Below are 22,863 nucleotides of genomic sequence, written 5' to 3'. Positions count from 1 at the left end.
GCGGACTTACAGTCGGGACAGGATGGCGTCAAGGTTTTGCAGGGGGACTCGCTCAATGAGATCCCCATAGGTGCGCAGACGTGGCATGATCGTCAGCAAATTGAATTCACGTGGGCTGGGACGCTGAGCCACTTCCTTCCAGAGGAGGGGAGTGGAGACGGAGGCGTCCTTTTTGGCACGCGGTGTGTAGGGAGCGGACAGCGTTTTGCCATACCAATGCTGGAGGTAGTCAATGTAGATCTTGTCGCCTCGATTTTTCTTGAAACGCTCGATGGTGAACAGATTCGGATGCTTGTGGACAGCGAATTCCGCAATAAAATGCCCGATCTTTCTCAGCTCTTCAAACGTATATTTCGGCTGAATCGGAATATAGATCTGCACGCCGGTGGCGCCGGACGTCTTGGGCACTGACTGAATCCGGAGCGAATCCAGTACTTCCCCGATGATTTCCGTTGCCTCCATAATGCGAGGCTCCTCTTCCAGCGACGGATCGATGTCGATCACCCACTCCGCTGGTGTCGTCTGCCCGATATGGTGAAAGGAAGGGTGAAACTCCAGACAAGCGAGATTGCCAAGCCAGATGAGCGTTGACAGGGAATCCAAATTCACATAATTAATGCCGTCCAATGGAGCAAGATTTACGAAATCGGGCGTCGGTTCGGGCGCATTTTTCTGATAAAAAGATTTGTCGTCGTACCCATGGGGATACCGGATGGTCGTCAAATGCCGATCGCGGCAATATCGCAGCAAATAGGGAGCCAGCTCACTCAACTTGGTGAGATAGTCGGCTTTCGTAATGCCAAGCTCCGGCCATAGCGGCTTGTTCGGATTCGTAATCGTGAGCTCGTTGCCTTCGATCAGCAGCGTGCCTTTCTCGTGTTTGTATGCCAAATAACCCGCCTCCCGGATTGTACTGTGTAAACGTTCGGTCTAACACAAGTATCACCCGGTAGGGGGATTCTCAAACTTAATGCGGCTTAGGCGACGACATGGAGCCAGAGGTAAAGGCCGATTAGGGTGATCAAAAGCGTAGGCACCGTCAGCACGATACCGGTTTTGAAATAGTCGCCCCACGTGATTTTGACGCCTTTCTTAGCTAGCACATGCAGCCAAATTAACGTGGCGAGCGAGCCGATCGGTGTCATCTTCGGACCGAGGTCCGAGCCGATGACATTCGCATAGACGAGCGCTTCATGGATGATGCCCTCCGCATGCGCCTCATGCACGGCAAGGGAGCCGATCAGGACTGTCGGCAAATTGTTCATAACCGAGGACAGTATAGCGGAGAGGAAGCCCATACCGACGGTCGCAGCGAACAATCCTTGGCTGGCCATCCATGCGATGAAATCCCCGAGGGCATCGGTCAGCCCTGCATTCTTGAGCCCATATACGACAACATACATGCTAATGGAGAAAATCACGATGGTCCAAGGCGCTTCCTTTAAAATTTTCCGTGTGTTGACCGCAGGGCTCGTCCTTGCGGCCAAAAGAAAGCTCAGCGCCGCTGCGCATACGAGGAACGACACCCGAATATGCACAAACCCGCTAGCAATGTAGGCCGCCAGCAAAATGCCGAGAATCCACCACGAGAAGCTAAATAGCTTTCGGTCTTTGATCGCATCGCTCGGATTCATAGCCTGGGCAATATCATACGTCTGAGGAATCTGTTTGCGGTAATACAAGTAAAGGACGAGAAGGCTTGCGCCCAGTGAAACCAGTCCCGTTACGAACATTCGGCTGGCATAGGTGACGAATCCGATTCCGAAGAAATCCGCCGCGATGATATTCACAAGATTGCTGATGACAAAAGGAATCGATGTGGTGTCAGCAATAAAGCCGCTTGCCATAATAAAAGGCAGCACCATCAGTTCCGGCAATTTCAGCGCTCTGACCATCGCCAGGACGATCGGAGTCAGAATCAATGCAGCCCCATCATTGGCGAAAAAGGCGGAAACCGCCGCTCCCAGCAGAATGACGTAGACGAACATGCGCTTGCCGTCGCCTTTGGCGAGGCGGGCCATATGGAGTGCTGACCATTCGAAGAAGCCGATGCTGTCCAGCACGATCGAGATCAGGATGATGCCGATAAAGGCGAGTGTGGCATTCCAGACGATGCCTGTGACTTCGGCGACGTCCCCGAAGGTGACGGCTCCGCAGAGCAGCGCGAGCACCGCGCCAGCCGACGCGGACCAGGCGATATTGAGGCCCTTCGGCTGCCAGATGACGAACGTCATCGTAAGTAAAAAAATCAAGCTTGCGACATAAATCATGATGAATTCCCTCCTGCACCAATTGACAGTATCTCAGATTTTGAAACATCTGTATACGGTTTTGTGCAGAGGTAACACTAGGAAGCAACACTCGTTGAAATGGGAGATTGCAAGCATGGTCTTAGAACCGATCATACCTTTTGAACCGATCCGGTCGGAGAAAATTCCGGCAGGACCGGATTGGATCGCACAGATTAAATGGGACGGCGTTCGCATGCTGACCTACTTCGACGGCCAGTCGACCCGATTGTGGAATCGGCGCCGCAATGAGCGCACGCTCCAGTATCCGGAGCTGCTGGATGTTCGCGCTTACTGCACGGCATCCTCCGTCATTCTGGACGGAGAAGTGATTGCGATGGACGACGCCAAGCCGTCGTTTCATCAGATTATGAAGCGCGAGTCGCTGCGCAAGGAGGCCAACATCGTCAAGGCCCGGCACCAGACGCCGGTCACGTATATGCTGTTCGATCTGCTGATGCTGAACGGCGAGTGGGTGACGGACAAGCCGCTCGCCGAGCGGCAGCGGCTGCTTGAGCGCGTGATTCGTCCGCAGCCTTCGGTTCAGTTGACACCGAGCATGCCTGACGGGCAGCAGCTCTTCGAGGTGATGAAGGCGCATCGAATGGAAGGGATCGTGTGCAAGGATCTGAGGAGCACGTATGCCGTGGGCGGCAAGGATGCCCGTTGGATCAAGCGTAAAATTTTCCACGATCTTTATGCGGTCATCGGCGGCGTAACCTATCGGGCTGGGACGGTGAATGCGATTATGCTCGGATTGTATGATCGCGAAGGACGGTTCGTCTACATCGGCCACGCAGGCACGGGGCTCGTAAGCCGGGAGGAATGGCGGCAGCTCACGGCGCTGGTGGAAGGAATGAAGATACCGCAGCAACCGTTCGTCAATGAGCCGGAGCGCAACAGCAAGGAGTTTGCCTGGCTCGCACCGCAGCTCACGGCGAAAATCCAGTACATGGAATGGACGCCCCACGGCACGATGCGGCACCCGAGCATTCAGGCGTTCGGCGGGGCGGAGCCGGCGGCGTGCACGTTTGCACAGCTGTGAGGGGAGTGCCGGTATTGGCTGCTGCTAGCTTAAAGTAGATCGTCTGTAATCGGACGCAGGCATACAAAAAGCCGGTCTCAAGTGACCGGCTCTTGGGCTTTTTCCTTTTTGGCGCGGGGCTTTGCCGCAGCACGGGGCTTCTTCTCGACCGTGACGGAGGCATCCGGTGCAAGGGTAACTTTCGATTCGTCGCCACCTTTGGTTGCATCGAGGCTTGCCTGCAGCGCAGCCATCAGGTCGATGACGCTCGTCTTTTGAACTTCCGGTGCCGACCGGATCTCTTCGCCAGCCACCTTCTTTTGAATCGCATCGAGCATGCGCGCTCGGTACTCATCCTGGTACTTGTCCGGCTCAAATGGAGTGGACAACTGGCTGATCAGCATTTTCGCCATCTCCATTTCCCGCTCGTTGACGGTCACCTTGTCGGGTAGACCCGGCACTTGCGCGATCGGCCGAATTTCATCGGGATAAAAAATCGTCTCCATCGCCAAGCAATTATCGATCACGCGGATTGCGGCGAGTGAGCTCTTGGAGCGGATCGATACTTTGGAGATGCCGATTTTCCCCGTCTGTCGCATTGCCTCGAGCAGCAAGCTGTAAGCACCGGCGCCGGTTCCGTCAGGCCCTAAGTAATATGTTTTCTGAAAATACACAGGATCAATATCCGTCAAGTTGACAAAATCCAAAATTTTGATTTCCTTGTTGGCCTCGCCTGAAATCGTCTCGAGCTCGTCTTTTTCAAACAAAACAAAACGCCCCGGCTCGTACTCGTAGCCCTTTGCAATTTCCTCCCACTCGACTTCCTTCTCGCAGGTCTGGCACTTGCGGACATAAGACAGCGGCGTGATGCAAGCTTTGTGAATGTAGCGCATGGAGATGTCTTTGTCCTCCGTAGCCGAAAACATTTTGACCGGAACATGGACTAATCCGAAGCTGATGGCACCTTTCCAAACGGTATGCACGGCTGCTCCTCCTCCAAACAAACATAATTGTACTAGTATTCGCGGAAAAGGCTGCCTTTATACGGCGGCGCATGAAAAGAATGGTTCCGCGGTCCGCTGGGGAGATTATAAAAGCAGGCAAGCAGCCTGCCTATTGCGAAGCGAAGGAGGGTTCACGGATGGCAGAGGACTTTTCCCAGGATAACGACCACGAAGGAAAAGACGATCACTTCATGGACATTGACAGGATGATTAATGAAGGCTTGGGGGGCGGCAACGTCACCATGCACAATGGCCTTATCGAAGCCACCACCACCGACACGATGGATCATCCGGAATCCGTCTTGGATGAGCCATGAACGTTCACCGCGCGCAAGAGATTCTGGCCGCCGACGAGAAAATTGAGGTCAGCCTGAATGGCTTGTCGGTCTGGATTGATAGCGTGGACGCCGCCAAATCGATGGTGAAAGTGCATGTGGAGGAGAATCCGTCCGATGCGCGCATCGTGCCGGCGCAAGAGCTGGAAGAGGTTCACTAGCCTTTACCGAGCAAGCCAAGCAGCCCTCTCTGCCACGTGCAGAGAGGGCTGTTTGCCGCTCACGGAGATCCCAGTTGATGCTGCTGCGGGCGAAGACTATAATAGAGGGAGTAAAAAGGAGCAGCGGAGGACGGAAATGAGCGCACAGCAAGTCACTTATACATTTGAATCCCGCAAGGAAGCGGACACGGATCGTCTCGGTCAGCTATTGTCCGGCTACTTGCAGCCCGGCACAGTCATTACGCTCGACGGGGATCTGGGGGCAGGCAAAACGCGGTTCTCGCAAGGCTTCGCCCGTGCCATCGGCATTGCGGAGCACGTCAACTCCCCCACATTCACAATTATCAAGGAATATGAGGGGGATCATCTCCCTTTTTACCATATGGATATGTATCGCATTTCGCAGGAGGAGGCGGACGAGCTCGGGCTGGAGGATTATTTCTACGGCACGGGCGTATCACTCATTGAATGGTCCAGCTTGATTGCGGATTTGCTGCCGCCGGACCGGCTTGCGATTACAATTAGCCTCATGGAGGATCAATCCCGCGTATTTCACCTGACGCCTTACGGCCTGCCGTATGAGATCTGGTGCTTGCAGATGAAGGAGAACGGACACCTACAATGACAGAACGGACAGAGTCAATAACTGAACGGGAACAGACCATGACAAAGGCGGAAAGATTACCGTCAACGGGGCGATGCCTGGCCATCGATACCTCGACATCAGCAATGACCGTGGCGCTGCTCGAAGAGGGCAAGCTGCTGGGGGAGATCAGCTCACATGCGGAGCGCAATCATTCGATTGGGCTTATGCCGCATATTAATGACTTGCTTGCGCGTTTTCAGATGACACCGCGCGATCTTCAGTCGATAGCGGTAGGACAAGGCCCAGGCTCGTATACTGGCGTGCGGATTGCAGTCTCCGTAGGCAAAACGTACGCTTGGGCGCTAGGACTAGATCTGATAGGGGTATCCAGTTTGGAAGCGATGGCTCTTGGTGGTTCTGTACGGAACGACGCCGGATTGAACGGCGGTCTGACATGGGTTGTTCCGCTGATGGATGGGCGGCGCAAGCAGGCCTTTACGGCGGTTTACGGGTTTCAAGGCGCGGGGGCGGAGACTGGCCTTGGCCGTGCCGGTTGGCATGAAGTATTGCCGGATGGCATCCGTGTCATCGGCGGCTGGTTGGAGCAAATCCGCGATCAAGCGGAGCAGACGGGGGTAAAAAGCTTGCTGTTTGTCGGTGAAACGGAAGGATTCGCCCAGGAATTGGAGGAATTTGCAGCGACAATTTCCGCGGGCGTTCTTGTGCGTCCTTATGGGATCGAAGCGGAATTTATCGGTCGGCTGGCTTACCCTCGGCTGCTGCAAGGCGAGAAAGCCGACGTGCATGCGTTCGTGCCGAACTATACGCGTCTGCCGGAAGCGGAGGCGAATTTACTGGCAGGTATCCAGGTGAAGAAAGGGGATCGATGAACGTGGAACAGTGTAACCCTCGTGCGCTCGAAGATCAGCTTGTTTTTCGCTCGATGACCATGGCGGATATTCCGCATATTTGCGAGATTGAGCAGGAAGCCTTTACGACACCTTGGACTCAGGGCGCTTTTGAAAATGAACTGAACAACAATCAGTTTGCGCATTATATGATCATGGACATTGGCGGCGAAGTCGCCGGTTATGGCGGCATGTGGCTCATTATGGAGGAGGCGCATGTCACGAATATTGCCGTCAAGCACTCGTATCGGGGGCGCAAGCTCGGAGAGCGTTTGCTGCGCGAGCTGATGAGAACGTCCGCGTTTCTGGGCGCGATCCGGATGACGCTGGAAGTGCGCACCTCAAATTATGTGGCGCAAAATTTATATGAGAAGCTCGGCTTCCGCGCCGTCGGCGTGCGCCGAGGCTATTATACCGACAATCGGGAGGATGCGGTCGTCATGTGGGCGGACTTGCCCAAGCGCAGAGATCTGGGCAGTGACGGCGGCTTTCGGACAGGGGAATAAGTGTGAGTAGGACAGAAGATCAGCTGGGACAGTTGGACAACGAGACAATGAGCAAGACGACAAGAGATACCTCAGAAGCAGACCAGATCACGACAGGCACCCCGGCAACCAAGCCGGTTTATATTTTGGCCATTGAAACGAGCTGTGACGAAACCTCGGTAGCCATCATCGAAAATGGCACAATCATCCGCTCGAACAAAATCTCCTCGCAGATCGACACGCACCAGCGCTTCGGCGGCGTGGTGCCGGAAGTGGCGTCGCGAAAGCACGTGGAGTCGATTACGCGGATGCTGGAGCAGGCCGTCGACGAGGCAGGCGTCAGCCTGCACGAGCTGTCGGCGATCGCCGTCACGGAAGGCCCCGGTCTGATCGGGGCCCTGCTCGTCGGCGTCGTCGCGGGCAAAGCGCTGGCCAGCGCGCTTGGCCTGCCGCTGATCGGCGTGCATCACATCGCCGGTCATATTTATGCCAACCAGCTCGTGCATGAGCTGGTCTATCCTTGCCTCTCGCTCGTGGTGTCCGGCGGACACACCGAGCTTGTGCTGCTCGAAGGCCCCGGCAGCTTCAAGATCATCGGGCGTACGCGCGATGATGCGGCCGGCGAGGCCTACGACAAAGTCGCCCGGGCGATGGGCCTGCCCTACCCGGGCGGTCCGCACGTGGATCGGCTTGCGCAGGAAGCCGATACCGAAGTGAAGCTGCCTCGGTCCTGGCTCGAGGCGGATTCCTACGACTTCAGCTTCAGCGGATTGAAATCCGCGGTGCTGAACGTCGTCAACCAGAGCAAGATGCGCGGTGAGACCGTCCAGGTCGCGCAGATTGCCAAGGGCTTCCAAGCATCCGTCATCGACGTGCTTGTGGAGAAGGCGAGCCGCGCCGTGCGGGCGTACGGCGCGAAGCAATTGCTGCTCGCGGGCGGGGTCGCCGCGAACAAGGGATTGCGCAGCGCGCTCGCGGTGCGCTGCGAGGAGCTCGGCGTGCCGCTGCTGGTGCCGCCGCACAGCCTTTGCACCGATAACGCAGCGATGATCGGCGCAGCCGCATTCCTCAAGTGGGAACGCGGTGAGTTCGACACAATGGAGCTCAAGGCAGAGGCGCAGCTTGACCTGGAAACGTGGTAGCGCGGCATCTTGCCGGCAAGCTCGGACTGCTTGAACACTCGGTGAGGGAATCCCGGTGCTGACGAGGGGAGCAGCTTGGGCTCCGCGCGCCGCCGGAAAAATTTTTCCACAGCCGGTATTGACTTTGCCAAATTCGCATACTATAATCACAATCAATACTTTCAAACGCATTGAACGGGAGTAGTAAGGCACTTGAAGTTTCGCTCAGAGAGCTGTGCGCTTGGTGAAAGCACAGACGAAACGCAGCCTGAACTCGCCCGGGAGCGGTAAGACTGAAGAATGCTGGATCCGGCATTCGCAGTAGGTCTTGACGGTTGACCCCCGTGATCGGGTACATGAGTGGTTTCGAGCTGTTGACAGCTCGGATCAATGAGAGTGGTACCGCGGAAGGCTACAGCCTGTCGTCTCTTTATATAGAGATGGCAGGCTTTTTTGGTTGTCCGGACAGCCAAAAGACGGAGCTGGAACGCATGAAAAGGCCGCTCGCAATCAGTCATACAATCGAAATGGGGAAGACATGCACGAAGACGCAACGAAGAGTCCCCTGTCCACATAACCATATCGCAAACAACGCAATGAACAAGAATAGTAAGGGCCACCTCAACGGTACAGAAAGCTGCGGGATGCTGCGACGCAGACCTTGAACGCCCCGAACTCGCTTGGAAGCGGCCATCCTGAACAGCCTGCGCTGCTAGGGATGGACGGATAACCTCCGTGATCGGGTGATGCAGCGCGGATCGCCGGTTAAAAGCCGGTCCCCGTCGCTGGATCTGAGGTGGGCTCCCATGCGGAGCCAACAAGAGTGGTACCGCGCCGGGTGAAGACCTGTCGTCTCTTTAATAGAGACGGCGGGTCTTTTTGTTTTGGCTGTGGGTCCAGGCGAGAACCTGCATTTTGTACAGCAAAATGGGCATCTCTTGCGCCATTTGGAGCAAAATCCTGTATTTTATACATGTAAATGGGGGCAAAAAGCCTAAAAACTGCTCTAAATCCGGCAATTCCTCGAAATTTATTGCACGTTTTGCAGGTACTTTCGTGAAATGAACGATTTTGGGCAAATTTGATGTAGTTTTTGCAGGTCTTCGGGGAATTGGTCGACGAAGCAGAGGCCACGGGGGAGTTGCAGTGGTGGGTAGAAGCGGTAGCAGTAGCAGTAGTAGCGAGCAGCGGAGGTAGCCGTAGTACCGTGATAGTGGTGGCAGTAGTGGCAGTAGAATCAGTAAAGGCAGCAGCAACAAAGGCAGAGAGAAATCACACGAGCACTATCAGTAAATTAGCGCTAGACAGCATACATCAAAATGAAACCAATCCAACAACCGGTAAGACCGGTCAATCTAAGGAGGAACCAACCATGGAAAAAAAAGCAAACACAAACCGTCGCATTCGCATTTTTGATACAACACTGCGTGATGGGGAGCAGGCGCCGGGCGCGTCCCTGTACCCGGACGAAAAAATCCGCATCGCCCGCCAACTGGCGAAGATGGGCGTTGACACGATTGAGCCGGGCTTCCCGATCTCAAGCCCTGGCGACTTCCAGGCGGTGCAGCAAATTTCCCGCGAGCTGCAAACCGTGGAAATCTGCGGCTTCGCCCGCGCGGTTCAGGCGGACATCGATGCCGCTGTCAAAGCTACGCAAGATGCGGGCTTCCGCCGGATTCACATGTTCCTGTCCTCGTCGGACATTCACCTGGATTTCCAGCTGCGCAAGTCGCGCCAGCAGGTTGTCGAGATCGCGCGGTCGATGGTCGCCTACGCGAAGCAGTTCGTAGACCGCATCGAATTTTCGCCGATGGATGCGACACGGACCGGCGATGAGTTCCTTTTTGAAGTGCTGGAGGCGGTCATCGCCGAAGGCGCAACGATCCTGAACATCCCGGACACCGTGGGCTATGCGCTTCCGGAAGAGTACGGCGCGATGTTCCGTAGAGTTCGCCAAAACGTGCGCGGCGGCGACACTGTCGAGTACAGCGCGCACTGCCATAACGATCTCGGGCTGGCGGTCGCGAACAGCCTGGCTGCGATTGCCGCGGGCGTTACGCACGTGGAAGTGAGCGTAAACGGTGTGGGCGAACGTGCCGGCAACTGCTCGCTCGAAGAGCTGGTCATGGCGATTGAGACGCGGAAGCATACGATGGGCGTGGAAACGGGCATTGTGACGAGCGAGATTTTCAACACGTCCAAAATGGTCAGCCGCATCATGGGCTTCCCGATCGCGTACAACAAGCCGATTGTCGGCCGCAACGCGTTCCAGCACGAGGCGGGCATTCACCAGGACGGCCTGCTGAAAAACCGCTCCACGTACGAAATCATGGATCCGGAAAAACTGGGCGTGCCGCGCTCGATGATCATTCTCGGCAAACACTCCGGCCGCCATGCGCTGAAGCACCGTGTAGGACAATTCGGCGTCGAACTGACGGGTGAAGAGTTGGAGACGCTGTACACCAAGTTTAAAGAGAAAGCTGACGAGCAAAAGATCGTCACCGACGATCAGCTCATGGAACTGGTCGGATCAACGGTCGACGGTCAGATGGAGCCGTTCTCCCTGGTGCACATGCAAGTGGTTTCGAACAGCGACCAAGATCGCGTCGCTTCGGTTGCCGTGCGCAACAACATCACCGGCGTGGAGGAAGTTTACAGCGGAACCGGCGAAGGACCGATCGAAGCGATTATCCATGGGCTGCAGCAAGCAATGCCGATGGTTGTGGATTTCTCCGACCTGGAGCTGCATTCGTTATCCACAGGTGAAAAAGCGACAGGAGAGGCGGAGGTCACTATTGCGGTGAACGGTGAGACCTATAAAAATACCGCCATCGATCAAGACGTGCTTGTCGCCGTGGCGAAAGCGTTTGTCTCCGCGTGCAACCAGGCAATGCGCATGCAAAACCAAACAGCGGCACCATCCACAGCGACATCCGCGTCGTAAGTTAGGAACGATTCAAGGTTGTGCACAAAATTGTGAGAAAACTTAGATATATACACGCCTTGTGAGCAAGGTTATACACACACCCTGTGTACAATGTGAATAAATAAAGAAAAGATTGTCCCATCAACGTTTTCTAAGCCTGATGAAATCGAATAACTTTTTCACAAGAAAATGTGGATGATGTGGATAATGTGGATAAAATTGTGGAAATCAAAAGAAAATCCAAAAGGGACGCGGGATTCGCGTCTCTTTTTCTGTGGATAAGGATGTGGATAGTGGAGATCGAAAAATGTCGAATCCAGTTAATTGTCTTAACAATTCGAAATTCCTGAAATCTCAGCTCGGTGGACGTTTAGCAACCGGAGTGAATGCGGCGTGTACGGTGCTCATATGAATTTCACCCGTTGTGCCACAAGTGAACCAAACACGACAACAAAAAGCCCGCACAGCGACCTATGCGGGTTTCTTCATCCCTATTTTTAAGCCAAAAGTGTTTCCCATTCTTCATAGCAAGCGGAGAGCGCTTCTTTGCGGTTATCCACTTCCGCGTTCTTCTCTTGCACGAGGACGTAATTGTTATACACAGCCGGATCGGCGAGCTCCGCCTCCAAGGCTGCAATCTCTTCTTCCAGCCGCGCGATGTCCTGCTCGAGCTGCTCGAGTCTGCGCTGGCGGTTGCGCTCCTCGCGCTTCGCCTGCTTGTCGGCTTCATAGCTGCCGCCACCAGATGCATCGGACTTCGCGCCAGCTGAAGCATCAACTTTTCCGCCGGAGCCGCCGGACGCCGCTTTCTTCGCTGCTTCTGCCGCCAGTCGCTGCGCCTCCATCTCGGCGATCTCCGCTTTTTTCTCCATATAATCGTCGTAGTTGCCGAGGTAAGCGGTCAGGCCATCCTTTTGCAAATCGAGCATGCTTTCCGCCATCTTGTTCAAAAAGTAACGGTCATGCGAGATAAACAGCAGCGTGCCTTCGTAATCCATGAGCGCGGACTCCAGCACTTCTTTGCTGTAGAGGTCCAAATGGTTCGTAGGCTCGTCGAGAATAAGCACGTTCGCCTTCTGCAGCATGAGCTTGGCGAGCGCAACGCGAGCTTTTTCGCCGCCGCTGAGAGCTGCGATCTTCTTGAACACTTCTTCCCCGCTAAACAGGAAGTTCCCCAGCACTGTGCGAATCCTCGCCTCCTCGAGATGCGGGTAGGTGTTCCACACCTCTTCGAGGACGGTGTTGTCTTTATTCAGCCCGGTCTGCTCCTGATCGTAATAGCCGATCGTCACGCCGGTGCCCCACTTGAACGAGCCGGCATCGGGTTGGTGTTGGCCGATTAAGGTTTTGAGCAGCGTCGACTTGCCGATTCCGTTCGGCCCGATTAAAGCCGCCGTCTCGGAGCGGCGAAGACCGAAGGACACGCCGTCGAGCAGACGGTTCTTCCCGTCATAGGAGATGCTCAGCCGGTCGACTTGCAGCACTTCTTTGCCAGACGTTTGTTCAATCTCAAAAGAAAACGACGCGCGCTTCAGATCGCCTAACGGCTTGTCCAGGCGGTCCATTTTCTCGAGCTGCTTGCGGCGGGACTGCGCCCGCTTGGTCGTGGAGGCACGCACAATGTTGCGCTGCACGAAATCCTCCAGCTTCGAAATCTCTTCTTGCTGTTTCTCATACTGCTTCAGCTCGATGTCGTAGTTCGCTTCTTTAATCTCGACAAAACGCGTGTAATTGCCGGTATACCGTCTCGAGGCGTGCCGTTCAATTTCATAAATCGCGGTGACCAACGCATCAAGGAAGTAGCGGTCGTGCGATACAACGAGTATCGCGCCGGGATAGCCGCGCAGATAGCCCTCGAGCCACGTGAGTGTAGCGATGTCGAGATGGTTCGTCGGTTCGTCGAGCATGAGCAGATCGGGCTCTTCGAGCAGCATTTTGGCGAGGGCGAGTCTCGTCTTCTGCCCGCCGCTCAGCGTGTTCACCGGCGTGTCCGGCGGAAAACTGCCGAAGCCCATGCCGTGCAGGATGCCGCGGATTTTGGCTTCGATTTCGTAGCCACCCTGCTCGCGGAACCATTCAGAGCGCTGAGCATAGCGGTTCATCGTGGTTTCATATTTTTTCTCATCCTCAATCAGCGCCGGATCGGCCATCTGCGCCTCCAACGCGCGGAGCTCTTTCTCCGCGTCCAGCAAAGAGCTGAACACGCTCAACAGCTCGTCCCAAATTGTTTTATCCGTATGAAGGCCGCTGTTTTGTTTGAGGTAGCCGATCTTCGTTTCTTTGGCCTTGAAAATATCGCCGCTATCGTACGACATCTCGCCCGCGATAATTTGCAGCAGCGTCGATTTGCCTGCGCCGTTGACGCCGACGAGGCCGATGCGCTCCTTATTTTCGATTTGAAGCGTTATATTAGAAAGAACAGAGCGGACTCCGTAGCTTTTCGAAACGTTTGAAACCTGTAATAACATGATTGGAAGGCCTCCTGCGCAGCTGCATTTTAATGAAAGAACCCAGTGAAATTTCACGAATTGACCATTTTCATGATACCATCAATTTATTAGTATACACTAGGAAAGAGCGCAATGCCCTGTTAATTTCCGTGAACGAGGGCGAGCGGCGGGCGCAGTATCGTTTTTTACTTTTTTTATGTTAAAATGGGGGAAACCACTCCTAGGCAGGAAGGGCTGTAACGATGATGAACATTAGAGAGAGGAAAATTGCTCTACGCAAAGAAATGGAACAAAAGCGCGCTTCCATCGTGAACAATGTGCGGGATGAGAAGCAGATACGCATAAATGAACGATTGATCAAGCTGTGTAAGGACAGGCTTCTTAAAGCTGATGAACAGGCGGCGGGCCGTAAGCCCACACTGCTCAGCTATATGCCGTTTCGAACCGAGCCGGACGTTGCGCCGCTGATGGAATGGTGCTGGCAGCAGGGAATTCGGGTGCTCATCCCGAAAGTAGTAGAGAATACGAAAACGATGAATCTGCATATCATCTCCCGGTATGAAGATCTGGAAAGCGGAGCGTACGGGATTCGCGAGCCGCGCGGGGATGTGCCGATCGAGGAGGATCTGTCGACCATTTCGATGATTCTCGTACCCGGACTTGCTTTTGATATGGATTTCGGGCGGCTGGGGTACGGCGGAGGTTTCTATGACCGGTTTATGCAGTTGTTCGCGGCACGAGGGCTGGAACGTCCGTTTGCGATTGCGGCTGCGTTCGATAAGCAGTTGATTCCTTCGGTGCCTTCGTCCTGGCATGATTTTCGGGTGGACGGGATTGTGACCGAGAGTAAGCTGATTTTTAAGAAAGAAACTTAAGACTGGGGAGATTGTATGGCAGAATCGTCACCGCTGACGCATTTTAATGAGCAGGGCCGGGCGCGTATGGTGGATGTTTCGGACAAAAGCGAGACCAAGCGTACCGCAACGGCGCGAGCTGCGCTGATCATGAAGGCAGCAACCTTGACCCTGATCAAGGAAGGCAAAATGAAAAAAGGCGACGTTCTCGCGGTCGCGCAGGTCGCCGGCATTATGGCCGCCAAGAAGACGTCTGACTGGATTCCGATGTGTCATCCGATTGCGCTGACCGGCATTGACATTCAGTTCTCGGACAATGGCGTAAATGAGCTCTACATTGAAGCGACGGTTCGGACAACAGGTCCGACTGGTGTGGAGATGGAGGCGCTGACGGCCGTTTCCGCCGCGGCGCTGACGGTGTACGATATGTGCAAGGCGGCCGAGAAGGATATGATCATTGCCTCGACGATGCTCGTGAGTAAAACGGGCGGGAAAAACGGGGATTTTCATAGGCAAGACGTGTAACCAACGAAGGGGATTCCATTCGGTTCAAAAGGGAGAGGTGACGAAGGATGCACTGGAAAGTTGCGATTCTGACAGCCAGTGACCGCGGTTACCGAGGAGAACGAGAAGATACCAGCGCTCAGGTAATCCGCGAGTTGATTGAAGAGGAAATGCAAGGCGAAATCATTGAGTACCGGGTCGTGCCGGACGAGATGGACGAAATTATGGCGTCTCTCATTGAAATGACCGATTATTATCAAGCCGACTTGATCCTCACGACGGGAGGAACGGGACTCGCGGCGCGGGACGTAACGCCGGAGGCGACGCTGAACGTCATCGACCGGGTCGCGCCGGGTTTCGCGGAAGCGATGCGGATGACGTCGATGCAGAAGACGCGCAAGGCGATGCTTTCGCGGGCGGTTTCCGGCATACGCGGGCGCACACTCATCATTAATTTGCCTGGCAGCCCCAAAGGCGTTCAGGAAAATCTGATGGCCATCATTGATCAGCTTCCGCATGCGCTTGGCATTCTGACCGGCAAAGAAGGCGATCACGGGTGAGCTACAAAGACACGATGCTGCGTGAGGTCAAGGTGGAGGATGCGATCGGCATGATTCTGCCGCATGATTTGACGCAAATATTGCCCGGGGAATTCAAAGGCCGCCTCTTCCGCAAAGGGCATCAGGTCACGGAAGCGGACATCCCGGCGCTGCTGAGCATCGGCAAGGAGCACATCTATGCGATGGAGCTGCAGCCGGGCTATCTCCATGAAGACGAAGCGGCGCTGCGCATGGCGCGCGCAATTGTGGGCGACAGCGCCTCGCTGGAGCTGACCGAGCCGCACGAGGGCAAAGTGAACGTGAAATCGCCGATCCACGGCTTGGTCAAAATCGATAAGGCGTTCGTGGACAGCGTGAACGCGATCGATGAGATCGTGTTGTCGACGATTCGAACCAACACGGTCGTGAAGGCAGGCGCTTCCTTGATCGGCACGCGGGTCATCCCGCTCATTGTGGAGGAAGCGAAGGTTGTGGAGGTCGAGCGCTTGGCGCAGGCTCGTCGTGAAGCGGGCTTCACCTTGCTCGAGGTGAAGCCGTTTCGCTCGCTGCGCGTCGGCGTGATCACGACGGGCAGCGAGGTGTTCAAGGGCCGGATCCAGGATAAATTCGGCCCGGTCGTGAAGGAGAAGCTGGCACAGCTCGGCTCCTCGGTGGTGGAGCAGCGTTTCGCGCCGGACGACAGCGAAACGATTGTAGGCGAGATCCACGCGCTGCAGGCGCTTGGCGTGGATCTGATCCTGGTCACGGGCGGCATGTCCGTGGACCCGGACGACCGCACGCCGGGCGCGATCAAGCTGGCCGGCGCCCGCGTGGTCAGCTACGGCACGCCGATGCTGCCGGGCTCGATGCTCTTGATGGCGTATCTGGGCGATACGCCGATCATGGGGCTGCCGGGTTGTGTGATGCACGACCCGTACACGTCGTTTGATGTGCTGCTGCCGCGTATCTGCGCAGGTGAAGAAATCGTGCGCAGCGACATTACGGAGATGGGGTACGGCGGTTTTTATCAGTGTTAGTCCAAAGGTAAATGGAGTTGAAGTCCATGTTTCAAAATATTGGTTTTTCGGAGCTGCTGCTGATCGCCGTCGTGGCATTGGTCATTTTCGGGCCGCAGAAGCTCCCCGAGATCGGACGTATGCTCGGCAAGACGCTCCGCGAGTTCAAGCAAGTCACGAACGGGTTGCTGCAAGAGGTGAAGCAGCCGATCGAGGAGGCGAAGCCGTCTACGGCTCCTGCGGTGAAGGTGGAGACCGCTGCTCCGGTAGCGGCTTCTGTCGTGAAAGCGGCGGCTGAGACATCAGCGGCTGCAGTCGTTGAGGTGCCGGCTGAAGGTGCCGGCGAGGCTGTGCTACCGGCAACGAATCCGACGCCGATCGTTGTTGCCGCAGCGGAAACCGTGGTGCCCGCGCCTGACCCGGTGACCCCGGTCACGGTGGAAGCGCCAAAGGCGGCTGCGGTCGCTTTTGTCACGAAGAAAAGCGTCGTTCGGGTGCAAGGGGAGGCCGGCGGGGAGGCAAAGCCGACCGTTGCTGCAGCATCATCTTCGCAGCCAGACGAGAGTGCTTCAATCAAGCGTCTGCCGGATTAATTTTTACCATTATCCTCCCGTAAAGTAGGTGTAGCATGTCAACGACCGAAGAAATGTCGCTTGTCGAGCATCTGACCGAGCTGCGCAAGCGAATTATGTGGGTGCTGCTCGTATTGGTCATCGGAATGGTCGCGGGTCTCGTTGCCGCAAGGCCGATCATCCGGTATTTGAAGAGCATCCCCCCGGCGAACGGCATCAGCTGGAACGTGTTCTCACCTTGGGATGCGCTGCGGCTGTATATGAATTTTGGGCTTGCCGTCGGCCTTTTAATTACGCTGCCTGTCATCATGTACCATGTGTGGGCGTTCGTGAAGCCGGGCCTTCGGGAAGAAGAGCAAAGGGCGTCGGTCCTGTATGTGCCGTACGCGTTCGGTCTTTTTATTCTTGGTCTCGCGTTCGGCTATTTTGTCGTATTTCCTATGGCCTTCTACTTCACATCTTCGATCAGCAAGAGCCTCGATATTAATGAGATGTACGGTGCCGCGCAATATTTTACCTTCATGTTCAATATTGTTCTCCCGCTCGCGTGTGTGTTTGAAATGCCGATCGTCGTGATGTTCCTGACGAAAATCCGGCTGTTGAATCCGAAACGGCTGCACAAAATGAGACGTTATGCCTATATGCTAATGGTTATTTTGGCGACGGTCATCACACCACCGGATGCCATCTCGGCGATCCTGGTCTCGATTCCACTGATCATCTTGTATGAGTTCAGCGTCTTCATGTCGAGGCTGATCTATCGCAAGCAGCTGGCGAAGGATGCGGCATGGGAACTGGAATACGGCGCGAAATAAGCGCAGGTTGGGCTAAAATGGTCTGTTCGTTCGAACAGGCTATTTTTTATGCATACGGGAATATTTGCCATTCGTTTGGATAGAATGAGGGGGTGTCCGGAATCAATGAAAATTGTGTAAAAGGACTTGCAAATTACTCCCAGAATGAGTATCATTAGAGATGTTGTTAGCACTAAACACATTCGAGTGCTAATAAAACGAAAATACCCGAACAATTTTCTAAAGGAGGCTATTTTTCCATGATCAGACCGTTAGGTGATCGAGTTATCATTGAAGCCGTTGCGAAAGAGGAGACTACTGCAAGTGGCATCGTGCTGCCAGATACAGCGAAAGAAAAACCACAAGAAGGTAAAGTTGTCGCTGTCGGCTCCGGCGCGTTGAAAGATGGCGTTCGTGTTCCTCTTGAAGTGAAGGAAGGCGACCGCATCATTTTCTCCAAATACGCAGGAACTGAAGTGAAATACGACGGCCGTGAACTGTTGATCTTGCGCGAGAGCGACATCCTCGCTGTTTTAGCCTAATTTTAGAGCAGCATATAGATCGGCAACACATTAACATCATACTTACAGGTTCATATTAGAGGAGGTTTCCTATCATGGCAAAAGAGATTAAATTTAGCGAAGAAGCCCGTCGCTCCATGCTTCGCGGGGTTGACGCTTTGGCGAACGCAGTTAAAGTAACTTTGGGTCCAAAAGGCCGCAACGTTGTTCTTGAGAAAAAATTCGGTTCCCCGTTGATCACAAACGACGGTGTAACCATTGCTAAAGAAATCGAACTGGAAGATGCATTCGAGAACATGGGTGCTCAACTGGTTAAAGAAGTTGCGACTAAAACCAACGATATCGCTGGTGACGGTACGACAACAGCTACAGTGCTTGCTCAAGCGATGATTCGCGAAGGCTTGAAAAACGTAACAGCTGGCGCGAACCCAATGGTTATCCGCAAAGGGATCGAAAAAGCGGTTAAAGCAGCGGTTGAAGAACTGCAAGCGATCGCGAAACCAATCGAAGGCAAACAATCCATCGCTCAAGTTGCGGCTATTTCCGCAGCTGACGAAGAAGTTGGCCAACTGATTGCTGAAGCGATGGAAAAAGTCGGCAAAGACGGCGTTATCACTGTCGAAGAATCCAAAGGCTTCAACACGGACCTTGAAGTTGTAGAAGGTATGCAGTTCGACCGTGGCTACACGTCCCACTACATGGTTACTGACACTGACAAAATGGAAGCTGTCCTTGACAATCCTTACATTTTGATTACAGATAAAAAGATCTCCAACATCCAAGAAATTCTGCCTGTGCTTGAGAAAGTCGTTCAATCCGGCAAACAGCTTCTGATCATCGCAGAAGACGTTGAAGGTGAAGCGCAAGCGACACTGGTACTGAACAAACTTCGCGGTACATTCACTTGCGTAGCGGTTAAAGCTCCTGGCTTCGGCGACCGTCGTAAAGCTATGCTGGGCGACATCGCAGCTCTGACTGGTGGTCAAGTGATCACGGAAGAGCTTGGTTTGGAACTGAAAGGCACAACGCCTGATCAACTGGGCAGCGCGCGTCAAGTTCGCATCACCAAAGAAAACACAATCATCGTTGACGGTGCAGGCAACCCTGCCGACATCAACTCCCGTGTTACCCAAATCCGTGCACAATTGGAAGAAACAACTTCCGATTTCGATAAAGAAAAACTGCAAGAGCGTTTGGCTAAACTGTCCGGCGGCGTAGCGGTTATCAAAGTAGGCGCAGCGACTGAGACTGAGCTGAAAGAGCGCAAGCTTCGCATCGAAGACGCTTTGAACGCAACTCGCGCAGCCGTTGAAGAAGGTATCGTATCCGGTGGCGGTACAGCCCTCGTGAACGTATACAACGCAGTTGCTAAAGTTCAAGCGGCATCCGCTGACGAGCAAACAGGCGTGAACATCATCCTGCGTTCCCTGGAAGAGCCAGTTCGCACCATCGCAGCTAACGCTGGTCAAGAAGGCTCCGTCATCGTTGAGCGCTTGAAAAACGAAGCGATCGGCATCGGCTACAACGCCGCTTCCGGTGAGTGGGTGAACATGTTCGACGCAGGTATCGTTGACCCTGCGAAAGTAACGCGTTCCGCGCTTCAAAACGCAGCTTCCGTAGCAGCAATGTTCCTGACAACTGAAGCGGTAATCGCTGATAAGCCAGAACCAAACAAACCAGGTATGCCTGATATGGGCGGCATGGGTGGTATGGGTGGCATGATGTAAGAGGCTGAAAAGCCTTTAGCATTAAGGTTTCCTGTAAGGGAAACACCGTTTGCCCACATTGTGGCTATATGAATGAAAATAGGCTTCTCATGAGTTCAAGATGAACTCTGTGAGAAGCCTATTTTATTTATTAAGCATTCTGTAGTTCATCAAGCAAATGAGGTTGATGAGAAGGGCAAATCCGAGAAGGGGCTGTACAGATGAGGAAGCTCGATCAGACTAGGGTTATTTAATACGGCGAAGCTCCGCAATGTCGGCTTCTTGTGACACGGAACGATAGGACAGGCGCTCTAGAATCTTTTGTTGCTCTTGCTGGAGATTTTTCATTGTTAGAATATCACTGTGGGTTTCCAACGCGGCTCTCTGTACGAACGGGATTAATGAGGTGTCTTTTTTGATATCGGCAATGTCGGTTTCCATGCGATCGAGTCGCACGCCCATATTTTGTTGCTCGGTTTTAAGTCCAGCAACGTCAGTTTTAAGCTCAGCGACATCAGTTTTAAGCTCAGCAACGTCAGTTTTAAGTCCAACTACTTCCGTTTTAATTTCTTGCAATTCGGAAATAATTTGTTTCAAAAGTTGTTCGCTCACTTTGATTCTCCTTCGTTACGGAATTTGTTTTTCGCTACATCATTATAACCGATCATGGGACAACTGGATACAGATGCTGTGCAAAAATGTCTTAATGCCGGCAAACCGTCGATCCGGTATGGTAAGAGGAGCGATAGCATACAGCGATTTCTTTTACAGGCAGGAGGACAAACAGATGAAGACAGGAGAAGGGAAGCTGCACGAGCGCGTGACGCAAGCTGCTAAGCAGTTGGAATATTTGGACCGCGGACTGGTGGCGGCGTCGACGTCAGAGGGAATTTTTTTGAGTTGGCGGCTGTTGGGGACGGAAGTGACGGGGGCTGCTGCGCACGGAATGGCGGGTGTGGATTTCCATGTGTACCGGGACGACGTTCGGGTTGCGATGGTGGAGGACAGTACGAATTATTTGGATCGCAACGGAAGCTCTGGCTCTGTTTATTATGTCTGTGCGGTTAAGCAGGGGCAGGAGATCGACCGCAGCCCTGAAGTGACGCCCTGGGAGAGCGATTATATCGAGCTTCCGCTGCGCAAGCCGGCTGACGGCGTGACGCCAAGCGGTGAGCGTTACACGTACTCCGCCAACGATATGAGTGTTGGGGATGTGGATGGGGACGGTCAGTATGAGTTTTTTGTCAAGTGGGATCCTTCCAACTCCAAGGATGTTTCGCACGTCGGCTACACGGGGCCGGTATACCTTGATTGCTACAAGCTGGACGGCACGCTGCTGTACCGGATTGACCTCGGGGTCAACATTCGCGCAGGCGCTCATTATACGCAGTTCCTCGTGTATGATTGGGATGGGGACGGGAAAGCCGAAGTTATGCTCAAGACAGCGCCTGGAACGAAAACGATCACTTACGATTCCGATGGCATGATGGTTGCCGAGCGATATATTACGATGCCCGAGGAGGATCTGGCGGTGGGCTGCAGCCATGAGGATGATTATCGGATGAGCAGCTCGGATTATTACGAGCATGTGGTGCAGATGTTCATGGGCTGGCATGCGCATGAGGAAGTAACGGTGGGCCATTGGCCGGCAACGCTGGAGGCCTGTTTTGGCATAGAGCCCGCCTATGCATATCCGCTGTCCCGGGAGGACGCTGTGCGTCTGGCGGATCACTTCTTCGACGTCTATGCGCCAAGCCGAAGCAGCCGAAACAAGCTGCGCGCGTTCGAGGGGTTTATTCTCACGGGGCCGGAATATTTGACGGTGTTCGAGGGGGAAACGGGCGAGGAGCTTCAAACGGTCAGGTATAAGCCGGGACGCCACGACGACGGGCTGATGTGGGGCGATTATGCATGGAACCGCATCGAGCCGGGCAACCGCGTGGATCGGTTCCTCGCGGGCGTTGGCTACCTTGATGGCTGCAAGCCGCATGCGATTTTTGCGCGCGGGTACTACACGCGGGCTGCGGTGGCGGCCTATACGTGGAATGGGGTGCAGGTCCAAGAGATCTGGTACACGGACAGCGGCTGGGTGCCGATGAACAATCCGTTTAACGATACGCTGAAGGGGGAAGATGGACGCAGCGAGCTGTATGGCAGCCTTGCGAAGCAGGGGGCGCATTCCCTCAGCATTGCGGATGTCGATGGGGATGGCTGCGATGAAATCATTTACGGGGCGGCAACGATCGACCACGACGGCACGATCCTGTACAGCTCCAAAGGCGATCTCCCGGAAGGCAGCGCAGCGCCAGGCCGCTCCGCCAAGCTCGGCCACGGCGACGCACTTCATGTCGCGAATATCGACCCGGATCGGCCGGGACTGGAGATTTTTATGGTGCATGAGAGCGGCATCTGGGGCCCTTTCGGATACACGCTGAGGGATGCGGCAACCGGTGAGGTGCTTTTCGGCGGATTCGCCACGGAGGACGTCGGGCGCGGTATGGTCGGTCAGGTAGACCGTGCGCAGCGCGGGCTGCAGGTCTGGGCCAGCGAGAGCTACACGAGCGACGACGCTTTCGGTTTGCTGACGGCCGCAGGGGAACGAATCTCCCGGCAGGTGCCCGGTACGAACATGAGCATCAAATGGTCGGGCGACATGACGACGCAGATCGTCTCAGGCAGCTTCGAGCAGTCTGTGACGATTGCGGATTGGCAGCGCGGCGTTCTGTTGACGGCGGAAGGCACGCGCAGCAATAACGGCACGAAGGGCAATCCGTGCCTTGTTGCCGACGTGTTCGGCGATTGGCGGGAGGAATTGCTGGTTCGCACGGCAGACAGCTCGGCGATTCGCATTTACCTCAGCACGGAGCTGACAGACCGAAAGCTGTATACGCTCATGCACGATGCGCAGTACCGGACGGGAGTCGCCTGGCAAAATGTCGTGTACAATCAGCCGTGTTACACCAGCTTTTATATGGCTTCGGATATGGACTGGTCGAAGGTGCCGATTCCGAAGCTGCATGTACCGCGTGCGAAGGCGTAAGCGGCTTATCAACAAAGAACGACCGGATT

Annotated in this window: 22 protein-coding genes and 2 other annotated features; of the genes, 17 read left to right on the top strand and 5 right to left on the bottom strand. The window is 54.6% G+C overall.

Annotated features, from left to right (window positions below; all coding sequences use genetic code 11):
* Window positions 1–6: 6 nt before the first annotated feature.
* Both ligD and EJQ19_RS19070 read right to left on the bottom strand, forming a co-directional pair.
* On the bottom strand, window positions 7–891 hold the full coding sequence (gene ligD, locus EJQ19_RS19075) for a non-homologous end-joining DNA ligase (RefSeq protein WP_126142830.1): 885 nt from the start codon (window positions 889–891) through the stop codon (window positions 7–9).
* An 86-nt stretch (window positions 892–977) separates the two neighbouring features.
* Entirely contained in the window at window positions 978–2,270 is a 1,293-nt protein-coding gene (locus tag EJQ19_RS19070; protein ID WP_126142829.1) for an arsenic transporter, read from the bottom strand.
* 115 nt (window positions 2,271–2,385) lie between these two features.
* Here EJQ19_RS19070 and EJQ19_RS19065 point away from each other — a divergent pair, with 115 nt between their 5' ends.
* Complete coding sequence (locus tag EJQ19_RS19065; protein ID WP_126142828.1) at window positions 2,386–3,333, top strand: ATP-dependent DNA ligase; 948 nt, start codon at window positions 2,386–2,388, stop codon at window positions 3,331–3,333.
* 77 nt (window positions 3,334–3,410) lie between these two features.
* Here EJQ19_RS19065 and ku read toward each other — a convergent pair whose 3' ends face one another.
* Window positions 3,411–4,295 (bottom strand): non-homologous end joining protein Ku, encoded by an 885-nt coding sequence (gene ku / locus EJQ19_RS19060; protein ID WP_126142827.1) that lies wholly within the window; start codon window positions 4,293–4,295, stop codon window positions 3,411–3,413.
* 158 nt (window positions 4,296–4,453) lie between these two features.
* Between ku and EJQ19_RS19055 the strand changes: the two genes are divergently transcribed.
* From EJQ19_RS19055 to EJQ19_RS19025, 7 genes are all read left to right on the top strand, one after another.
* Window positions 4,454–4,633 carry a hypothetical protein gene (locus EJQ19_RS19055; protein ID WP_126142826.1) on the top strand — a complete coding sequence of 60 codons (180 nt, stop codon included), beginning with the start codon at window positions 4,454–4,456 and terminating at the stop codon, window positions 4,631–4,633.
* A complete protein-coding gene (locus tag EJQ19_RS19050) occupies window positions 4,630–4,812 on the top strand; it encodes an H-type small acid-soluble spore protein (RefSeq protein ID WP_126142825.1) in 183 nt (60 codons plus the stop codon). The genes EJQ19_RS19055 and EJQ19_RS19050 overlap by 4 nt, the downstream gene beginning before the upstream one ends.
* 136 nt (window positions 4,813–4,948) lie before the next feature.
* Window positions 4,949–5,437: a tRNA (adenosine(37)-N6)-threonylcarbamoyltransferase complex ATPase subunit type 1 TsaE gene (gene tsaE, locus EJQ19_RS19045; RefSeq protein WP_126142824.1), complete on the top strand. Its 489-nt coding sequence runs from the start codon at window positions 4,949–4,951 to the stop codon at window positions 5,435–5,437.
* On the top strand, window positions 5,434–6,288 hold the full coding sequence (gene tsaB / locus EJQ19_RS19040) for a tRNA (adenosine(37)-N6)-threonylcarbamoyltransferase complex dimerization subunit type 1 TsaB (protein WP_126142823.1): 855 nt from the start codon (window positions 5,434–5,436) through the stop codon (window positions 6,286–6,288). Before tsaE ends, tsaB begins: the two co-directional genes overlap by 4 nt.
* The gene (gene rimI, locus EJQ19_RS19035) at window positions 6,285–6,812 is read left to right on the top strand and encodes a ribosomal protein S18-alanine N-acetyltransferase (protein WP_126142822.1); all 528 of its coding nucleotides are present in this window, start codon (window positions 6,285–6,287) and stop codon (window positions 6,810–6,812) included. Before tsaB ends, rimI begins: the two co-directional genes overlap by 4 nt.
* 47 nt (window positions 6,813–6,859) lie before the next feature.
* Window positions 6,860–7,933 (top strand): tRNA (adenosine(37)-N6)-threonylcarbamoyltransferase complex transferase subunit TsaD, encoded by a 1,074-nt coding sequence (tsaD, locus tag EJQ19_RS19030; RefSeq protein ID WP_126142821.1) that lies wholly within the window; start codon window positions 6,860–6,862, stop codon window positions 7,931–7,933.
* 161 nt (window positions 7,934–8,094) lie between these two features.
* Window positions 8,095–8,345, top strand: a binding site (T-box leader).
* 154 nt (window positions 8,346–8,499) lie between these two features.
* Window positions 8,500–8,772 (top strand) — a binding site (T-box leader).
* A 512-nt stretch (window positions 8,773–9,284) separates the two neighbouring features.
* Window positions 9,285–10,856, top strand: a complete 1,572-nt coding sequence (locus EJQ19_RS19025; RefSeq protein ID WP_126142820.1) for a 2-isopropylmalate synthase — start codon at window positions 9,285–9,287, stop codon at window positions 10,854–10,856.
* A 479-nt stretch (window positions 10,857–11,335) separates the two neighbouring features.
* On the opposite strand, the gene EJQ19_RS19020 is transcribed toward EJQ19_RS19025, so the two are convergent.
* Entirely contained in the window at window positions 11,336–13,306 is a 1,971-nt protein-coding gene (locus EJQ19_RS19020; protein WP_126142819.1) for an ABC-F family ATP-binding cassette domain-containing protein, read from the bottom strand.
* 224 nt (window positions 13,307–13,530) lie between these two features.
* Between EJQ19_RS19020 and EJQ19_RS19015 the strand changes: the two genes are divergently transcribed.
* The 8 genes from EJQ19_RS19015 (at window position 13,531) to groL (ending at window position 19,815) form a co-directional block, all read left to right on the top strand.
* Window positions 13,531–14,163 carry a 5-formyltetrahydrofolate cyclo-ligase gene (locus tag EJQ19_RS19015; RefSeq protein WP_126142818.1) on the top strand — a complete coding sequence of 211 codons (633 nt, stop codon included), beginning with the start codon at window positions 13,531–13,533 and terminating at the stop codon, window positions 14,161–14,163.
* Window positions 14,164–14,178: 15 nt separating this feature from the next.
* Window positions 14,179–14,667: a cyclic pyranopterin monophosphate synthase MoaC gene (gene moaC, locus EJQ19_RS19010; RefSeq protein WP_126142817.1), complete on the top strand. Its 489-nt coding sequence runs from the start codon at window positions 14,179–14,181 to the stop codon at window positions 14,665–14,667.
* A gap of 47 nt (window positions 14,668–14,714) precedes the next feature.
* The gene (locus EJQ19_RS19005; RefSeq protein WP_126142816.1) at window positions 14,715–15,206 is read left to right on the top strand and encodes a MogA/MoaB family molybdenum cofactor biosynthesis protein; all 492 of its coding nucleotides are present in this window, start codon (window positions 14,715–14,717) and stop codon (window positions 15,204–15,206) included.
* A 14-nt stretch (window positions 15,207–15,220) separates the two neighbouring features.
* Window positions 15,221–16,222, top strand: coding sequence for a molybdopterin-binding protein (locus EJQ19_RS19000; protein ID WP_126142842.1), 1,002 nt, complete (start codon window positions 15,221–15,223; stop codon window positions 16,220–16,222).
* A gap of 26 nt (window positions 16,223–16,248) precedes the next feature.
* Window positions 16,249–16,794, top strand: a complete 546-nt coding sequence (gene tatA / locus EJQ19_RS32890) for a twin-arginine translocase TatA/TatE family subunit (protein ID WP_126142815.1) — start codon at window positions 16,249–16,251, stop codon at window positions 16,792–16,794.
* A 35-nt stretch (window positions 16,795–16,829) separates the two neighbouring features.
* On the top strand, window positions 16,830–17,588 hold the full coding sequence (gene tatC, locus EJQ19_RS18990) for a twin-arginine translocase subunit TatC (RefSeq protein WP_126142814.1): 759 nt from the start codon (window positions 16,830–16,832) through the stop codon (window positions 17,586–17,588).
* 239 nt (window positions 17,589–17,827) lie between these two features.
* Window positions 17,828–18,109 (top strand): co-chaperone GroES, encoded by a 282-nt coding sequence (gene groES, locus EJQ19_RS18985; protein ID WP_126142813.1) that lies wholly within the window; start codon window positions 17,828–17,830, stop codon window positions 18,107–18,109.
* A 74-nt stretch (window positions 18,110–18,183) separates the two neighbouring features.
* Window positions 18,184–19,815: a chaperonin GroEL gene (gene groL / locus EJQ19_RS18980; protein WP_126142812.1), complete on the top strand. Its 1,632-nt coding sequence runs from the start codon at window positions 18,184–18,186 to the stop codon at window positions 19,813–19,815.
* A gap of 225 nt (window positions 19,816–20,040) precedes the next feature.
* Here the strand turns inward: groL and EJQ19_RS18975 are convergent, their stop codons facing one another.
* Window positions 20,041–20,406 carry a hypothetical protein gene (locus EJQ19_RS18975; protein ID WP_126142811.1) on the bottom strand — a complete coding sequence of 122 codons (366 nt, stop codon included), beginning with the start codon at window positions 20,404–20,406 and terminating at the stop codon, window positions 20,041–20,043.
* A 175-nt stretch (window positions 20,407–20,581) separates the two neighbouring features.
* Between EJQ19_RS18975 and EJQ19_RS18970 the strand changes: the two genes are divergently transcribed.
* Window positions 20,582–22,834 carry a rhamnogalacturonan lyase gene (locus tag EJQ19_RS18970; protein WP_126142810.1) on the top strand — a complete coding sequence of 751 codons (2,253 nt, stop codon included), beginning with the start codon at window positions 20,582–20,584 and terminating at the stop codon, window positions 22,832–22,834.
* Window positions 22,835–22,863: the final 29 nt, after the last annotated feature.

Source organism: Paenibacillus whitsoniae (assembly GCF_003955665.1).
Lineage (GTDB): Bacteria > Bacillota > Bacilli > Paenibacillales > NBRC-103111 > Paenibacillus_E > Paenibacillus_E whitsoniae.
Note: the sequence above shows the minus strand (reverse complement) of the source record. Positions and strands in the feature narration are given on the sequence as shown.

Excerpts from the sequence above, each read along its gene's own strand:
- EJQ19_RS19065 (WP_126142828.1), top strand. The coding sequence starts at position 2,386 with ATGGTCTTAGAACCGATCATACCTTTTGAACCGATCCGGTCGGAGAAA.
- tsaB (WP_126142823.1), top strand. The coding sequence starts at position 5,434 with ATGACAGAACGGACAGAGTCAATAACTGAACGGGAACAGACCATGACA.
- EJQ19_RS19000 (WP_126142842.1), top strand. The coding sequence starts at position 15,221 with ATGCTGCGTGAGGTCAAGGTGGAGGATGCGATCGGCATGATTCTGCCG.
- tsaE (WP_126142824.1), top strand. The coding sequence starts at position 4,949 with ATGAGCGCACAGCAAGTCACTTATACATTTGAATCCCGCAAGGAAGCG.
- EJQ19_RS19050 (WP_126142825.1), top strand. The coding sequence starts at position 4,630 with ATGAACGTTCACCGCGCGCAAGAGATTCTGGCCGCCGACGAGAAAATT.
- EJQ19_RS19070 (WP_126142829.1), bottom strand. The coding sequence starts at position 2,270 with ATGATTTATGTCGCAAGCTTGATTTTTTTACTTACGATGACGTTCGTC.
- tatA (WP_126142815.1), top strand. The coding sequence starts at position 16,249 with ATGTTTCAAAATATTGGTTTTTCGGAGCTGCTGCTGATCGCCGTCGTG.
- EJQ19_RS19020 (WP_126142819.1), bottom strand. The coding sequence starts at position 13,306 with ATGTTATTACAGGTTTCAAACGTTTCGAAAAGCTACGGAGTCCGCTCT.
- EJQ19_RS19005 (WP_126142816.1), top strand. The coding sequence starts at position 14,715 with ATGCACTGGAAAGTTGCGATTCTGACAGCCAGTGACCGCGGTTACCGA.
- tsaD (WP_126142821.1), top strand. The coding sequence starts at position 6,860 with ATGAGCAAGACGACAAGAGATACCTCAGAAGCAGACCAGATCACGACA.
- EJQ19_RS18970 (WP_126142810.1), top strand. The coding sequence starts at position 20,582 with ATGAAGACAGGAGAAGGGAAGCTGCACGAGCGCGTGACGCAAGCTGCT.
- rimI (WP_126142822.1), top strand. The coding sequence starts at position 6,285 with ATGAACGTGGAACAGTGTAACCCTCGTGCGCTCGAAGATCAGCTTGTT.
- EJQ19_RS19055 (WP_126142826.1), top strand. The coding sequence starts at position 4,454 with ATGGCAGAGGACTTTTCCCAGGATAACGACCACGAAGGAAAAGACGAT.
- EJQ19_RS19025 (WP_126142820.1), top strand. The coding sequence starts at position 9,285 with ATGGAAAAAAAAGCAAACACAAACCGTCGCATTCGCATTTTTGATACA.
- EJQ19_RS19015 (WP_126142818.1), top strand. The coding sequence starts at position 13,531 with ATGATGAACATTAGAGAGAGGAAAATTGCTCTACGCAAAGAAATGGAA.
- moaC (WP_126142817.1), top strand. The coding sequence starts at position 14,179 with ATGGCAGAATCGTCACCGCTGACGCATTTTAATGAGCAGGGCCGGGCG.
- groL (WP_126142812.1), top strand. The coding sequence starts at position 18,184 with ATGGCAAAAGAGATTAAATTTAGCGAAGAAGCCCGTCGCTCCATGCTT.
- groES (WP_126142813.1), top strand. The coding sequence starts at position 17,828 with ATGATCAGACCGTTAGGTGATCGAGTTATCATTGAAGCCGTTGCGAAA.
- tatC (WP_126142814.1), top strand. The coding sequence starts at position 16,830 with ATGTCAACGACCGAAGAAATGTCGCTTGTCGAGCATCTGACCGAGCTG.